Genomic DNA, 14,698 nt, shown 5'->3' with positions numbered 1-14,698 from the left:
TTGTATTCTTCAAAAAAGAATTGATTTGAGCACCAATACAGTAGCAAAAAACAAACCAGGAAAAAGTTTATACGATTATCAAAAGGAAGCATTGAACAAAATTTTTAAGAGTTTTGAAGATGCCCCTGAAGACTACCATCTATTATTTCAACTTCCAACGGGAGGAGGTAAAACCGTTATTTTCTCTGAAATTGCACGTCAGTATTTAAAACACTATAATAAGAAGGTGTTAATAATGACGCACAGGATTGAGTTGTGTAAGCAAACAGCGAAAATGCTTAGAGAATTCAATGTTGAAAACAAAATTATTGATAGTAAAGCAAGTTTAGATGATCAAGATCAATTTGATTGTTTTGTAGCCATGGTAGAAACACTAAACAACCGTTTAAATGATGATAAATTAGATATTTCTGATGTTGGTTTAGTAATTATTGATGAGGCACATTACAATTCTTTTACCAAGCTTTTTAAATTTTTTGATAAATCTTTCATTTTAGGAGTAACGGCAACACCGTTGAGCTCTAATATTAAATTACCAATGAAAGATAATTATAATCAATTAATTGTTGGAGAGACTATTAATGCTTTAATAGAAAATGAGTATTTGGCAAAAGCTAATATTTATTCTTATAATGTAGGTTTAACTTCTTTAGAAGTAGGGGCAAATGGAGATTATACAGTTAAATCTTCAGAAGATTTGTATACAAATACAGATATGCTTTCTAAACTTTTACAAGCTTATGAAGAAAGAGCAAAAGGAACTAAAACCCTTATTTTTAATAATGGTATCAATACCTCATTACACGTATTTGACACATTTAAACGTGCAGGCTACCCAATAGCGCATTTAGATAATACAAATACAAAAAAAGAGCGTGATTTAATTTTAAAATGGTTCAAAAAAACACCAAATGCCATCATAACTTCGGTAAGTATTTTAACTACTGGGTTTGATGAACCTTCGGTAAAATCAATCATTTTAAATAGAGCAACAAAATCTTTAACGCTATATTACCAGATGATTGGTAGGGGATCAAGAATTCTACCAGGAAAATCTGAGTTTAATGTAATTGATTTAGGAAATAATTTTCACAGATTTGGACCGTGGGGAGCTGATTTAGATTGGCAACGTATGTTTAGAGCACCAAATTTCTATTTAGATAATTTATTGTCAGATGATGAAATTGAATCTAATTTTAGATATGAGCTTCCTGCTGATGTAAAAGAAGAGTTTGCCAACACTAAAGAAGAAGATTTATACTTTGATGTTAAAAAAGTATACATTGATGCCATTCAATCAGGTGAAAGTTCAAAAAAAGTATTAGAAAGATCTATAGAGCATCATGCTAAAATGTGTATAGAAAATAGTGAAGATGTATTTGATGCTTTAATTTTAGCAAAAAAACTAGGAGGTGATATAGATGATAGAATTCATAGATATTCCAAGTGCATTTGTAAATCAACACATAATTTTATAGACTGGTTACAGGATGATTACCGAAAAAAATTACATTCTTATTTAAGAAATAATTTTGACGAGGTTTATGAAGAAATATTTGGACATCCTCCTATAGAAGAATAATAAAAAGTGGTTTTAAAACCACTTTTTATATTTAAAGTATCCAAGCATTGTTAAAGCAATAGCAATAATAAAACCCCACATAATAAAATAACCATTTTTAGCTTTTAGTTCAGGAATATATTCAAAATTGGTACCATAAATACCTGCAATAAAAGTAATAGGAATGAATACTGCTGAAAATATGGTTAATATCTTCATAATGTCATTTAACCTGTTATTGACGTTTGTAGAATATACAATTAACTGTTCGCTTAGCATGTTTTTATAACTTTCCACCGAATCATGTGCACGCTGACTAGAGTCGTTCAAATCATTAAAAAATAATTGCTCTTCCTTGTTAATTAAATCTGTTTTGAAATGCTTAAAAGATAAAATAGCTTCTTTTGCAGGTCTAATAGCTTTTCTAAAAAAGTTAAGTTCTATTTTATTTCTATTAATTTCTTTTAGAATTCTTTTATTTGGTTGTAATAAAATCTTATCTTCTAATTCTTCAACATTTGCCCCAAATATCTCCATTAAAAAATTATAATTATCTACAATGTTATCTAATAAAGAGTATTTAAGATAAGTTAAGCCAAATTTTCTTACTCTGCCCTTATTGTTTCTGATTCTATCCCTAACGGGTTCAAAAACATCTCCATCTTTTTCTTGAAATGTAAGAAGGAAGTCTTTGGTTAAAAACATAGAAATTTGCTCAGCATTTAGCTCATGAGTATGTTTGCTTAAACTTAGCATTTTAATAACCGTAAAAATATAGTTCTCTTCAATATCAACTCGCGGTATTTGACCTGTATGAACAATATCTTCCAATAATAATGTGTGAATGCTAAAAAGAGCTCCTATATTATTAATTAGCTTAGTATCGTGTAAACCATCAATATTTATCCAAACATTTTTAAACTTTTCTTTATACTGAAAAGCTTCTTCAATTGAAGTTAATGAAGTTTCTACATAATCCTTTTCATTATAGGCTATTAATTCTATAAATACTTTTTCTTGTTTTTGTTCTCCAACAAAAATAAGCTTACCAGGTACTTGACCTGCAGTGTTAGATTGTTTTATAAAAAAACGAGGTTTTTTTAGTGTTTGCATATTATGCGCCGTTGGTAAGTAACAATTTATGAATTTTAGCCAGCAATATTAATTCTGATTTATTTTTATTAGCAAAAGACTCACATATACTATGAGAGGCTTTGATAATTCTTTTTGATAAATCGTTTGTAAAAAGTTCTTTATTTGCTGTTACGTATAATTTAAATTTGTTAAAAGCTTCTTCAGATGAAACATGCTCTTGTATTAACTCTCTAATAGTTTGGTAAATTGCTTCTTTATTTTGTTGATTGTTGGTGTTATCAATCCAGTTTTTTTCTACTATAGACACAATTTTTTTCTTTTCATCAGTATCCATTCTTTTATCTGCCATAGCTACAGCATAAAACAAATGAGCTAAATTTTCATTGAATAATTTCTTATTTGCTAATGGAATCATGAAATGAATATTTAAATGATTTTTAATATTGCTTTATACTCTTCAAAATCTATTTTACCGCTAAATAATTTAACAGATTTCTGAATTAATTCATTTGCGCGTTCCTCTGGGTAACCTAATTGAATAGCATATTTCTGAATTAATTTCAATTCAGTATCATCCATAGTATGATCTGAATAAACGGTTTTAAAAAGATCTAACAATCTTTCTAATCTATTATCAGAAGTGTTTTGCGGTATAACCGGATATTTTTTAGGGTTTTTAATAATTTCATCATATTCGGTAGGTGTTATATCAAGTTTTTTTACAAACTTATCTATTACTTTTTGTTCTTCTTCATTAATTTGACCATCAATAGTAGCTAAACATACAATTGCTGAAAAATGAGCAACATTATTACGATGTTTGCTAGATTCATATAAGTCTACAATACTCATAATTAAAAGTTTTAAATTTTATGATTTTATATTGAAAATTGAAGTAAATACTTAGGCTAAAGGTACTCAATTTTTTAATACAATAAGACAAGATATTTATTTTTAAATTTGCTATTGATGTTGGTTTTAGTACTACATTTGCTTAAAAAGATTAAATAATGTTAGAAGTTATAGCACATAAATATGCATTTGTTTTTTACTTGTTTGTTTGTTTAATTGTAGCCATAAACTTAACTAAAAGAATAACAAAATCTTACATTGTTAAGAATGCTATTGAACCACATAGAAGAAGGCTTATATTAAACATTTGCTATTTGTTTTACTACACTATTTTTTTACTAACCATACCAGTAATTTTAGGTGTTAGTGTAAAAGAATTAACAGTTTTTGCTTCTTCAATATTAGCTGTATTAGGTGTGGGTTTTTTTGCACAATGGTCTATTCTATCTAATTTAACAGCAAGCATTATTTTATTTTTTTATCACCCTGTAAGAATAGGTGATACTATTAGAATCTTAGATAAAGAATTTGATTTAACAGGAGAAGTAAAAAATATTACAGGGTTTTATGTTTTGCTAAGAGTAACAGAAGGAAATAGAGAGATTACCATACCTAATACTATTATTTTATACAAAGGAGTAGAGCTAATAAAAACCAAAAAGTAATTTAAGTAACTTATATTCAGTTAATTATTTTTTTTATTTTTTTTTTCAAAAAAAATAATTGTTTTAAAAAATAGTTTACATTTACGCCATCTTATTATATAAGTTGAATGTTAGGTTTTACTTATTTCGTAAACAGCTTTCAAGGGAAGATAGAGAGTTGTTTAGTGTTTTGGAAACACAACGAAAAAATTAAGGTTTCTTCCTTTACTTACACTTTTAGCTCACTACTGCTTAATTTTTACAAGCAGTGCGGAGATTGCTTAGCTCTTAGAGTCTAAATTATTCATTTTATTTATAAAACCATACTATAAAAATTATAGTAAATTTAATATTTAAAAAGGTAGAATAGTATTTCTATCACTTTTTAGAATAAATTCTTGTATATAATAAAAAATGAATACTAAATATAAAGATTTAATAGAGCAAACTTTTGATTTTCCTCAAGAAGAGTTTGAAACCAACAACGGTAATTTATTTTTCCATGATATTGATTTAATGGAATTGGTAGAACAATACGGAACTCCACTTAAGTTTACATACTTACCAAAGATATCAGAAAATATAAACAGAGCTAAAAACTGGTTTAACACAGCCATTGAAAAGCTTGATTATAAAGGAAAATATCATTATTCTTACTGTACAAAAAGTTCTCATTTTAAATATGTTTTAGAAGAGGCTTTAAAAAATGATATTCATATAGAAACATCATCAGCATTTGATATTGATATTGTAAAATCCTTAAAAAAATCAGGTAAACTTAAAGATGATGCCTATGTTTTATGTAACGGATTTAAACGTGATCAATACATAGCAAACATTGCAAGTTTAATTGATGGAGGGCATACAAACTGTATTCCAATTATAGATAACTATGAAGAACTAAATTTGCTTTTAGATGAGACAAAAAGTAAATTTAAAGTTGGAATTAGAATTGCCTCTGAAGAGGAGCCAAAATTTGAATTCTATACCAGCAGACTAGGAATTGGATATAAAAACATTGTCTCTTTTTACGAAAGAGAAATAGCAGAAAATCCACAAGTAGAGCTTAAAATGCTTCACTTTTTCATCAATACTGGTATTAAAGATAATGCATATTATTGGAGTGAATTATTAAAATGTTTAAAGGTATATATCAGCCTTAAAAAAATATGTCCAACATTAGATAGTTTAAATATAGGTGGAGGATTTCCAATCAAAAACTCACTAGCATTTAACTATGATTATGAGTATATGGTTGAAGAAATTATCAATCAAATTAATACTGCTTGTCAAACTGCCGAAGTAGATGTGCCAAATATTTTTACAGAGTTTGGAAGCTTTACAGTAGGAGAGTCGGGTGGGGCTGTTTACGAAGTTTTGTATCAGAAAAAACAAAACGACCGTGAAAAATGGAATATGATTAACTCATCGTTCATTACCACTTTACCAGATTCTTGGGCAATTAACAAACGTTTTATTATGCTTCCAGTTAATAAATGGAATAGACAATATGAACGTGTTTTGTTAGGTGGTTTAACTTGCGATAGTGATGATTATTACAATTCAGAACAACACATTAATGCAATTTATTTGCCTGTTTACGAGAAAGATAAACCATTGTATATTGGTTTTTTTAATACAGGTGCATACCAAGAAACAATAGGAGGTTTTGGAGGTTTACAACACTGTTTAATACCAAATCCAAAACACATTTTAATAGATAAAAACGAAAACGGAGAAATTACAACCAAATTATTTAAAGAACAACAAAAAAGTGAAGAATTACTTTCAATTTTAGGTTATGAAAACGAGTAAAACTTACGCAGGAATTCCTGAAAAATACGCAAAATTAGAAACTGCAAAAGTAGTTTTAATTCCAGTTCCTTATGACGGAACAAGCACTTGGCAAAAAGGAGCAGATAAAGGACCAGAAGCTTTTTTAAACGCTTCTGAAAACATGGAACTTTACGATATAGAAACAAAATCAGAAGTATACAAAGAAGGAGTTTATTTAGCTGATGCAGTTACAGAGAATTCATCACCAGAAGCAATGGTAGAAGCTGTACATCAAACAACTAAAAAGTATATTAACAAAAATAAATTTGTAACACTTTTTGGAGGTGAACATTCTATTTCTATTGGAAGTATTAGAGCGTTTAATGAGTGTTTTCAAAACCTAACCGTTTTACATATTGATGCACATGCAGATTTACGTAAAGAGTATGAAGGCACAAAATGCAATCATGCTTGTGCGGTATATGAAGCAAGTCAAAACACAAATTTAGTTCAAGTAGGCATTCGCAGTATGGATGCATCTGAAAGAACTGTAATGAATGAAGATAAAGTGTTTTTTGCACATGATATGGCTGTAAATGAAGATTGGATAGATGATGTCTTAGATCAAGTTACAGGCAATGTATTTATTACGTTTGATTTAGATGCGTTAGACCCTTCAATTATGCCAAGTACAGGTACTCCAGAACCAGGAGGATTATTTTGGTATGAAACTTTAGAGTTTTTACGTAAAGTTTTTACTGAAAGAAACGTAGTTGGATTTGATATAGTTGAACTTTGTCCTAATGAACAAGAAAAATCATCAGATTTTTTAGCAGCAAAATTATACTATAAAATGCTTAGCTATAAGTTTTTATCTGAAAATGATGAAGATTTTGACGAAGATGAAGACGATTCACCTTTTAGTCAACTATCTAAATTTAAAAATGATTTAGACGAAGATTATTAATATGATTTTATCGGCTAAAGCATATCATTTAGAAACAAGATTACAGTTAAATTTAATCCGAAAGAAATTTGATAAACATACGTTAATAAAACGTGAACATTCGTTTTTACTATATTTAATTAATGAACAATCATATTTATATATTAAAGATTACGGAAGTTTAGTATTTATTAACTGTGAAGATAATTTTATTTCTGAAACCATTCATTTTTTATTAGAAACACCAAAGTCTTTAAATGATTTACCATCAGAAAGTTATAAGATTATAATTGATACAAAAATAGAAGTTGATTTTGGAGTTATTCATGTAACAACCTTAGATGATAATATAGCACACATAATCATGTTAAATTTAGCACAGTCTGTTGCTTTGATGAACTATGTTAACAAAACATCAGACTTGCATGACAAAACATTGGTATATTCAAAACAATTAGAAAAAACAGGTAGCTTTAAACTTTCTAAACTACAAATGAGAAAGTTTATTGGTAGAACTATGAATTTAAAAAATAACATAGCAGAAGATCTATTTGTATTTGATTCGCCAGATTTAGCTTGGAGCAATAAAGATTTGTCTGCCTTAGATTATAAATTAAAAGATGAGTTAGATGTAGTAAAAAGACATCAAGGTATAGAAAACAGTTTAAACATTATCAAAGAAAACCTAGATCTTTTTAATGACATTATGCAGCACAAATACAGCAGTATGCTAGAATGGATTATCATTATTTTAATCCTTTTTGAAGTGGTTCAAGTAATTATTGAAAAATTAATTTAAAAAATACCCATCAAGGGAAAACATACTAGAAAGAAAATGGAAAAGCCAATTTCAAATTTTATAGAAAAATACTTTTTGCACTTTAATGCAGCAGCATTAGTAGATGCTGCAAAAGGTTATGAAGCACAGCTAGAACAAGGTTCTAAAATGTTAGTTTCATTAGCAGGAGCTATGAGTACTGCAGAGTTAGGTAAAATCTTTGCAGAAATGATTCGTCAAGATAAAGTACATATCATATCATGTACAGGTGCTAATTTAGAAGAAGATATCATGAATTTAGTAGCGCACAGTCATTATAAAAGAGTACCTAATTATAGAGATTTAACACCTCAAGATGAATGGGATCTTTTATTAAAAGGATTAAACCGTGTAACAGATACTTGTATTCCTGAAGAAGAAGCTTTTAGAAGATTACAAAAGCATATTCTTAAAATTTGGAAAGATGCAGAAGAAAGTGGGGAACGTTATTTTCCGCATGAATTCATGTATAAATTATTATTATCAGGTGTTTTAGAAGAGCATTACGAAATAGATATTAAAAACTCTTGGATGTATGCAGCAGCAGAAAAAAACTTACCAATAGTAGTTCCAGGTTGGGAAGACAGTACAATGGGTAACATTTTTGCATCGTATGTATTAAAAGGAGAATTAAAGGCATCTACTATGAAGTCGGGTATTGAATACATGACTTTTTTAGCAGATTGGTATACAGATAATTCGGAAAAAGGAATCGGATTCTTCCAAATAGGAGGTGGGATTGCAGGAGATTTTCCAATTTGTGTAGTACCAATGTTATATCAAGATATGGAAAGAGAAGATACTCCTTTTTGGAGTTATTTCTGTCAAATTTCAGATTCTACAACCAGTTACGGATCATATTCTGGAGCTGTACCAAATGAAAAAATTACTTGGGGTAAATTAGATATTGATACTCCTAAATTTATTATTGAAAGTGATGCAACTATAGTAGCGCCATTAATTTTTGCCTATTTATTAAACATGTAATTTCATGAAAAGAGTTATTGTTGATTATTCGAAGCTAACTACAGATATTTTAGATCTATTAGTAGAAAAATATCCAGACGGGTATGATTATGACGATATCATTGCATTTCAAAATGCTAAAGGAGAAACTATTAAAGCTATAGAAGTTAAAACAGATGAGACCATTTATTTAGTTAAAATTAGCACTAAATTAGAAAAAACAATGGAAGATTATTCAGATGATGAAAGTAGTTTTGATAATAATGATGATGATTTCAGTTATTCTGATGATATAAATGATGAGGATGATGACTTTTAAATAGTTGTATTATGAGTTTTTATAATGAAAATCAATCAGTTACAACAATTGGTGTTTTTAAAGAATACACTAATGGTTATTTTACATTTGAGTTAGAAAGTGGAGATTTAATTGATTTTGAACAGATTAATAAAAATGTATTAGCAGAATTTGACTTGAAAACAACTCAATTTAAAAATCAAAGATTTGAAATTATATACAAAGAAATCATGGACGATTTAGATGATGAAGACTTTGTGGTATTTAAAATTGATAAATTATCAAAAATTTAAAAAAAATCCCATTTCAACTGAAATGGGATTTTTAATTCTAAATAACTTAGTTTATTTTCTTAATAGCCTTTAAAATTGCCTTTTCTACTGTGGTTTCTTCATCCTCGTCTTCAACAGTAATATATTCATAAGTAATTTCAAATTGCTCTCCTTTAAGTGTTTCATCTTTTAAGTTGTAAGTCTTTAAAATTTCTGCAGAAATAGTTTCAAAACTTACAATTTCCTCTTCATCTTCATCATTGGTAAATAAAAAGTTATATCCAAACTCATCATAACCGTCAAAAGTAGCTATTACAGTAATTGGATTTGCTGTTGTTTGAATTGCAGAATTAATTGTAAATCCTGTAGTAATAAATAATATAAAAATTGATTTTAAAATTAACGTTCTCATTTTCTTTAAATTTAATTGTGATTTAATTTTTTTTGGAAGTTTTCCACAACAAGTCCAAAGAGCTTTTAGCAAAAAACCATCCCTAGTTTTTGCTCGTGGATTTAAAGAAAAAGATGTTACATAGGCAACCAAAAATTAATAATATACTAAAGTTAAATAAAAGTAATTTATTTTTGAATTGGTTGTATAAAAATCTTGAAAAATAATGCATAAAAAATCCCTTTCAATTTGAAAGGGATTGTATATTGTTTTTATAAAAAATGATTTATTGTTTTGTAGGTAATATTTTACCAACACATTCACCAAAACCAATACGTACATTATCATTTTCACAGTAACCACGCATAATTACAGTATCATTATCATTGATAAATTTACGTTCGCTACCATCTTTCATTTTTAACGGATTTTGACCTCTCCATGTCAATTCTAACATAGAGCCAAAACTGTCTTTAGTAGGTCCAGAAATAGTACCGCTCCCCATCATATCTCCAGCTTCAACAGGGCAACCATTTACTGTATGATGAGCAAGTTGTTGCGCCATAGTCCAATACATATACTTGAAGTTTGAATTACAAACTACAGTTTCTTCACTTCCTTCTGGTTGAATAGCCATTTGCAAATTAATATCAAAACTATGTTTTCCTTTTTGTTGAAGGTATGGTAAAGGCTTAGGGTTTTGTTTTGGGTTATCAACTCTAAAAGGTTCTAAAGCATCTAAAGTAACAATCCAAGGAGAAATAGTTGATGCAAAGTTTTTACCTAAAAATGGTCCTAAAGGTTGGTATTCCCAAGCTTGAATATCTCGTGCAGACCAATCGTTGAATAAAACCAATCCAAAAATATGCTCTTCAGCTTCTTCAATAGGGATTCTATCTCCTAAATCATTTGCATCAGTGGTGATAAAAGCCATTTCTAATTCAAAATCTAATAATTTTGAAGGTCCAAAACCAGGAGTATCACTTCCTTCTTCTGGTCTTGTTTGTCCTAAAGGTCTTCTAATTGGTGTTCCTGATGGTACTATTGAAGAGCTTCTTCCATGGTAACCAATGGGAATATGCAACCAGTTTGGTAATAATGCATTTTTAGGGTCTCTAAATAAAGAACCCACATTTGTAGCATGTTCTTTACTTGCATAAAAATCGGTATAATCTCCAACGCTTACTGGTAACAACATTTCAATTTCATCCATTCTAAAGATGATTTTATCCTTATGTTCGGCGTTATCACGTAATTTACCATTTGTTACATCAAAAATATCTGCAATTCTATTTCTTACTAAACGCCAAGTTTTGCGTCCATCAGCAATAAAATCATTTAAAGTATCTTGTAAAAAAATATCGTCGGTTAACGGAATACCTTCAAAATAACCAAGTTGATGTAAAGCTCCTAAATCTATAGCAAAATCTCCAATCCTTGTTCCAATAGTAATAATATCATCACGTGTTAAAAACACTCCAAACGGAATGTTTTGTATAGGGAAATCTGAGTTTTGTTTAATTTTTAACCAAGATTTTCTATTAGGATTATTAGCGGTAATTTTCATTTAAAATTTGTTTATTTTTTTCAAACCTACATATTTTTTCAATGCATCACAAACTTGTTCAATAAAAAAAGGAAAAATTAATTATAAGTTCTAATCCATCACAATCAAATGATGATATTATTTATTTAAACACCTGATTATCAATATTATTTATTGTTTTTATAAAGGTATAAATAATTGTAACTTAATTAGTTCATATCAATTCGAAACACTAATTTTGCGCCAAATTTAACGAAGCACTTATGCAATCTATTAGAAACATAGCAATTATAGCACACGTTGACCACGGAAAGACTACGTTAGTAGACAAAATTATAGATCAAGCAAAAATTTTGGACGAGCGTAAAGAACGTACAGATTTATTGTTAGATAACAATGATCTAGAACGTGAGCGTGGTATTACCATTTTATCTAAAAACGTATCTGTAAACTACAAGGGTGTAAAAATTAATGTAATTGATACTCCTGGACACGCCGATTTTGGTGGAGAAGTAGAACGTGTATTAAAAATGGCAGATGGTGTTTTATTATTGGTAGATGCTTTTGAAGGACCAATGCCACAAACTCGTTTTGTATTAGGGAAGGCATTAGAATTAGGATTAACCCCAATAGTAGTTGTAAATAAAGTAGATAAAGAAAACTGTACACCAGATTTAGTACATGAAAAAGTTTTCGATTTAATGTTTGCTTTAGATGCTACTGAAGAGCAGTTAGAGTTCAAGACAGTGTATGGATCTGCTAAAAACGGTTGGATGAGTGAAGATTGGCAACAACCAACAGATAATATAGTTCCGTTGTTAGATGCTGTTTTAGAAACAATTCCTGAAGCACCCTACAGAGAAGGAACACCTCAAATGCAAATTACTTCGTTAGATTACTCTTCTTTTAAAGGAAGAATTGCCATCGGACGTGTGTACAGAGGTGATTTAGAAAAGAACAAAGATTATATGCTTTGTAAAGCAGATGGTTCTACTAAAAAAGTTCGTATTAAAGAGTTACACGTTTTTGAAGGAATGGGTAAAGCTGAAACGGATAAAGTACGTAGTGGAGATATTTGTGCAGTTACTGGTATTGATGATTTTGAAATTGGTGATACTATTGCCGATTTAGAAAATCCAGAAGCATTACCTCGTATTGAAGTTGATAAGCCTACAATGAGTATGTTATTTACTATTAATAACTCACCATTTTACGGTAAAGAAGGTAAATTTGTAACATCTCGTCACTTACGTGATCGTCTATATAAAGAAACAGAGAAAAACTTAGCGTTACGTGTAGAGGATACTGATACAGAGGACAAATTCAATGTTTTCGGTCGTGGAATTCTACATTTATCAGTATTGATTGAAACTATGCGTCGTGAAGGATATGAATTACAAGTTGGTCGTCCACAAGTAATTTTAAAAGAAATTGATGGTGTTAAGTGTGAACCTTATGAAACCTTAGTTATTGATGTTCCAGAAGAGTTAGCTTCAAAAGCCATTAACTTAGTAACCATGCGTAAAGGAGATTTATTGGTAATGGAACCAAAAGGAGATTTACAGCATTTAGAGTTTGATATTCCTTCTCGCGGATTAATTGGTTTACGTAACAAATTATTAACAGCTACTCAAGGAGAAGCTATTATCAACCACCGTTTACGTGGATATGATAAATACAAAGGAGAATTCTCTGACTTAGTGAACGGAGCTATTGTTTCTTCAGAATCTGGTAAAGCAACTGCATATGCAATTGATAGATTACAAGATAGAGGTAAGTTCTTCATCGATCCTAACCAAGAAATTTATAAAGGTCAGGTAGTAGGTGAAAATGCTAAACAAGATGATTTAGCTGTAAACTTAATTAAAGGTAAAAAATTAACGAATGTACGTGCATCTGGTTCTGATGACGGAGTAAAAATTGCTCCAAAAATTGATATGTCATTAGAAGAATATATGGAATATATCAAAGATGATGAGTACTTAGAAGTAACTCCTGAAAGCTTACGTATGCGTAAGATTGATTTTAGATAAAATTATATCAAAATAAAATTATAAAGCCCACCAATACGGTGGGTTTTCTTTTATATTTTTGCAACATGAATGAGTTACAGCAATTATTTGACGAGTTAAAAAAGAGTATCAAAGAAGATAATTTTGTAAAACTAACCCTAAGCAAACCAGTTAGTAAAAGCTTTGAATTACCGAATGTATATGTGCGTCAAATCCAATTGAAAGGAGAAACTTCTTATCAGTTTTTATACAGATATACTACGAATGATCAAGTTAAAAACTATTCCTTAGAGGAAACTATACACGAATTAGAAAATCTGTTATCTGAAAAGTTCAGAGCAGCAACTTTGTTCACGTTAGGTAAAGACTTTTTAGTTTTTGTTTCAAAAAAGAAAAAAGTAAGTTATAAAACTTCAGCTCCTAGTTTTAAAAACAAATTACCTGAAGCACACGACAAGCCCAAAGAAAAAAGAGCTGAAAATAGTCCGTATTTACATTTTTTAGGAATTACAGATAAACAAGGAAATGTAATACCTAAAATGGCAGATAAATACCGTCAAATCAATAAATATCTGGAAATTATTGAAGCTCAATTGTCTACAGTTAAACTTCCTAATCAAATCCAAATTGTAGATATGGGATCTGGTAAAGGATATTTAACCTTTGCTTTGTATGATTATTTAGTTAATCAAAAAAGATTTAATGCCACAGTAACAGGTATTGAATTAAGAGAAAACCTGGTGAATTATTGCAATGATATTGCTGATAGATGCTCATTTACAAACTTACATTTTGTAGCGCAACCTATTCAAGAATATGACAATGATAAAATTGATATTCTTATTGCGTTACATGCTTGTGACACTGCTACAGATGATGCTATTTACAAAGGGTTGGTTTCTAAAGCTGAATTGATAATTTGTGCTCCGTGTTGTCATAAACAAATTCGTCAACAAGTAAAAGGAGTAGAGCAGGAGAGTCCGCTGTTGAAATATGGAATTTTTAAAGAGCGCCAGTTTGAAATGGTTACCGATACCATTAGAGCGTTAATCCTTGAAAAACATAGTTATAATACTAAAGTCTTTGAGTTTATCAGTAATGAACACACACGTAAAAACGTAATGTTAATCGGTTCAAAATCAAATAAGAAAAAAGACACAGAGCAAATTGATAAAAAGATCAATGATCTAAAGGAAATCTATCATATTGATGAACATTATTTAGAAACTTTGATTTAGGTTTTTTAATCAAATAAAAGTTTAGTTAATTAAAAAAACCACTAGAGAAAAAACTCTAGTGGTTTTTTACACTATTTAATAGAATACACACCAATTATCTATACATCTATCAGTTCTATCACCTGTTGCTAGGAAGCAATCTCTATCTGTATTACACCTTGGGCGTGCTCCTCCACTGATTTTCTGTTGTGCTTTTTTGTTTAAAATAATTCCTGAATTTTTGATGTTTGATAACATAATTGCGATTTTAAATAGTTAATAGTCAGTAATGTAGCAATAAAATA

General features: G+C 29.3%; 16 protein-coding genes. 10 read left to right on the top strand and 6 right to left on the bottom strand.

What is annotated here, in order from left to right; all coding sequences use genetic code 11:
- Nucleotides 1-19: 19 nt before the first annotated feature.
- Nucleotides 20-1,582: a DEAD/DEAH box helicase gene (locus SLH33_RS02060; RefSeq protein ID WP_413818254.1), complete on the top strand. Its 1,563-nt coding sequence runs from the start codon at nucleotides 20-22 to the stop codon at nucleotides 1,580-1,582.
- 12 nt (nucleotides 1,583-1,594) lie between these two features.
- Here the strand turns inward: SLH33_RS02060 and corA are convergent, their stop codons facing one another.
- Genes corA through SLH33_RS02045 form a run of 3 tightly spaced genes read right to left on the bottom strand, consistent with a single transcriptional unit; the run spans nucleotide 1,595 to nucleotide 3,508 of the window.
- Nucleotides 1,595-2,674, bottom strand: a complete 1,080-nt coding sequence (gene corA / locus SLH33_RS02055) for a magnesium/cobalt transporter CorA (RefSeq protein ID WP_320417399.1) — start codon at nucleotides 2,672-2,674, stop codon at nucleotides 1,595-1,597.
- Between the two features lies 1 nt (nucleotide 2,675).
- A complete protein-coding gene (locus tag SLH33_RS02050; protein ID WP_320417398.1) occupies nucleotides 2,676-3,071 on the bottom strand; it encodes a hypothetical protein in 396 nt (131 codons plus the stop codon).
- 11 nt (nucleotides 3,072-3,082) lie between these two features.
- Nucleotides 3,083-3,508 (bottom strand): TerB family tellurite resistance protein, encoded by a 426-nt coding sequence (locus SLH33_RS02045; RefSeq protein WP_320417397.1) that lies wholly within the window; start codon nucleotides 3,506-3,508, stop codon nucleotides 3,083-3,085.
- 158 nt (nucleotides 3,509-3,666) lie between these two features.
- Here SLH33_RS02045 and SLH33_RS02040 point away from each other — a divergent pair, with 158 nt between their 5' ends.
- The 7 genes from SLH33_RS02040 to SLH33_RS02010 all read left to right on the top strand — a co-directional run bounded on the left by SLH33_RS02040 (nucleotide 3,667) and on the right by SLH33_RS02010 (nucleotide 9,248).
- Nucleotides 3,667-4,173, top strand: a complete 507-nt coding sequence (locus SLH33_RS02040; RefSeq protein ID WP_320417396.1) for a mechanosensitive ion channel domain-containing protein — start codon at nucleotides 3,667-3,669, stop codon at nucleotides 4,171-4,173.
- 393 nt (nucleotides 4,174-4,566) lie between these two features.
- Nucleotides 4,567-5,967, top strand: a complete 1,401-nt coding sequence (locus tag SLH33_RS02035) for an arginine decarboxylase (RefSeq protein ID WP_320417395.1) — start codon at nucleotides 4,567-4,569, stop codon at nucleotides 5,965-5,967.
- Nucleotides 5,954-6,895, top strand: coding sequence for an agmatinase (speB, locus tag SLH33_RS02030; RefSeq protein ID WP_320417394.1), 942 nt, complete (start codon nucleotides 5,954-5,956; stop codon nucleotides 6,893-6,895). Before SLH33_RS02035 ends, speB begins: the two co-directional genes overlap by 14 nt.
- A gap of 1 nt (nucleotide 6,896) precedes the next feature.
- Complete coding sequence (locus SLH33_RS02025; RefSeq protein ID WP_320417393.1) at nucleotides 6,897-7,673, top strand: RMD1 family protein; 777 nt, start codon at nucleotides 6,897-6,899, stop codon at nucleotides 7,671-7,673.
- Between the two features lie 36 nt (nucleotides 7,674-7,709).
- Nucleotides 7,710-8,678: a deoxyhypusine synthase family protein gene (locus SLH33_RS02020; protein WP_320417392.1), complete on the top strand. Its 969-nt coding sequence runs from the start codon at nucleotides 7,710-7,712 to the stop codon at nucleotides 8,676-8,678.
- A gap of 4 nt (nucleotides 8,679-8,682) precedes the next feature.
- Nucleotides 8,683-8,976, top strand: a complete 294-nt coding sequence (locus SLH33_RS02015) for a hypothetical protein (protein ID WP_320417391.1) — start codon at nucleotides 8,683-8,685, stop codon at nucleotides 8,974-8,976.
- Between the two features lie 11 nt (nucleotides 8,977-8,987).
- On the top strand, nucleotides 8,988-9,248 hold the full coding sequence (locus tag SLH33_RS02010) for a hypothetical protein (RefSeq protein WP_320417390.1): 261 nt from the start codon (nucleotides 8,988-8,990) through the stop codon (nucleotides 9,246-9,248).
- A 46-nt stretch (nucleotides 9,249-9,294) separates the two neighbouring features.
- Here SLH33_RS02010 and SLH33_RS02005 read toward each other — a convergent pair whose 3' ends face one another.
- The gene (locus SLH33_RS02005; RefSeq protein WP_320417389.1) at nucleotides 9,295-9,639 is read right to left on the bottom strand and encodes a hypothetical protein; all 345 of its coding nucleotides are present in this window, start codon (nucleotides 9,637-9,639) and stop codon (nucleotides 9,295-9,297) included.
- A gap of 265 nt (nucleotides 9,640-9,904) precedes the next feature.
- Complete coding sequence (gene fahA, locus SLH33_RS02000; protein ID WP_320417388.1) at nucleotides 9,905-11,185, bottom strand: fumarylacetoacetase; 1,281 nt, start codon at nucleotides 11,183-11,185, stop codon at nucleotides 9,905-9,907.
- Between the two features lie 242 nt (nucleotides 11,186-11,427).
- Between fahA and typA the strand changes: the two genes are divergently transcribed.
- Both typA and SLH33_RS01990 read left to right on the top strand, forming a co-directional pair.
- On the top strand, nucleotides 11,428-13,197 hold the full coding sequence (gene typA / locus SLH33_RS01995; protein WP_320417387.1) for a translational GTPase TypA: 1,770 nt from the start codon (nucleotides 11,428-11,430) through the stop codon (nucleotides 13,195-13,197).
- Nucleotides 13,198-13,262: 65 nt separating this feature from the next.
- Nucleotides 13,263-14,414 carry an SAM-dependent methyltransferase gene (locus SLH33_RS01990; RefSeq protein ID WP_320417386.1) on the top strand — a complete coding sequence of 384 codons (1,152 nt, stop codon included), beginning with the start codon at nucleotides 13,263-13,265 and terminating at the stop codon, nucleotides 14,412-14,414.
- 75 nt (nucleotides 14,415-14,489) lie between these two features.
- Here the strand turns inward: SLH33_RS01990 and SLH33_RS01985 are convergent, their stop codons facing one another.
- Nucleotides 14,490-14,651 carry a hypothetical protein gene (locus tag SLH33_RS01985; protein ID WP_320417385.1) on the bottom strand — a complete coding sequence of 54 codons (162 nt, stop codon included), beginning with the start codon at nucleotides 14,649-14,651 and terminating at the stop codon, nucleotides 14,490-14,492.
- Nucleotides 14,652-14,698: the final 47 nt, after the last annotated feature.

This window comes from Tenacibaculum sp. IB213877, assembly GCF_034043975.1.
Taxonomy (GTDB): Bacteria; Bacteroidota; Bacteroidia; order Flavobacteriales; family Flavobacteriaceae; genus Polaribacter.
This window is presented reverse-complemented; position numbering and strand designations above follow the sequence as displayed.

What these genes read in the sequence shown, in the direction of transcription:
- SLH33_RS01985 (WP_320417385.1), bottom strand. Translation starts at nt 14,651, where the DNA reads ATGTTATCAAACATCAAAAATTCAGGAATTATTTTAAACAAAAAAGCA.
- SLH33_RS02040 (WP_320417396.1), top strand. Translation starts at nt 3,667, where the DNA reads ATGTTAGAAGTTATAGCACATAAATATGCATTTGTTTTTTACTTGTTT.
- corA (WP_320417399.1), bottom strand. Translation starts at nt 2,674, where the DNA reads ATGCAAACACTAAAAAAACCTCGTTTTTTTATAAAACAATCTAACACT.
- SLH33_RS02005 (WP_320417389.1), bottom strand. Translation starts at nt 9,639, where the DNA reads ATGAGAACGTTAATTTTAAAATCAATTTTTATATTATTTATTACTACA.
- SLH33_RS02045 (WP_320417397.1), bottom strand. Translation starts at nt 3,508, where the DNA reads ATGAGTATTGTAGACTTATATGAATCTAGCAAACATCGTAATAATGTT.
- fahA (WP_320417388.1), bottom strand. Translation starts at nt 11,185, where the DNA reads ATGAAAATTACCGCTAATAATCCTAATAGAAAATCTTGGTTAAAAATT.
- SLH33_RS01990 (WP_320417386.1), top strand. Translation starts at nt 13,263, where the DNA reads ATGAATGAGTTACAGCAATTATTTGACGAGTTAAAAAAGAGTATCAAA.
- SLH33_RS02010 (WP_320417390.1), top strand. Translation starts at nt 8,988, where the DNA reads ATGAGTTTTTATAATGAAAATCAATCAGTTACAACAATTGGTGTTTTT.
- SLH33_RS02020 (WP_320417392.1), top strand. Translation starts at nt 7,710, where the DNA reads ATGGAAAAGCCAATTTCAAATTTTATAGAAAAATACTTTTTGCACTTT.
- SLH33_RS02015 (WP_320417391.1), top strand. Translation starts at nt 8,683, where the DNA reads ATGAAAAGAGTTATTGTTGATTATTCGAAGCTAACTACAGATATTTTA.
- SLH33_RS02035 (WP_320417395.1), top strand. Translation starts at nt 4,567, where the DNA reads ATGAATACTAAATATAAAGATTTAATAGAGCAAACTTTTGATTTTCCT.
- speB (WP_320417394.1), top strand. Translation starts at nt 5,954, where the DNA reads ATGAAAACGAGTAAAACTTACGCAGGAATTCCTGAAAAATACGCAAAA.
- SLH33_RS02025 (WP_320417393.1), top strand. Translation starts at nt 6,897, where the DNA reads ATGATTTTATCGGCTAAAGCATATCATTTAGAAACAAGATTACAGTTA.
- SLH33_RS02050 (WP_320417398.1), bottom strand. Translation starts at nt 3,071, where the DNA reads ATGATTCCATTAGCAAATAAGAAATTATTCAATGAAAATTTAGCTCAT.
- typA (WP_320417387.1), top strand. Translation starts at nt 11,428, where the DNA reads ATGCAATCTATTAGAAACATAGCAATTATAGCACACGTTGACCACGGA.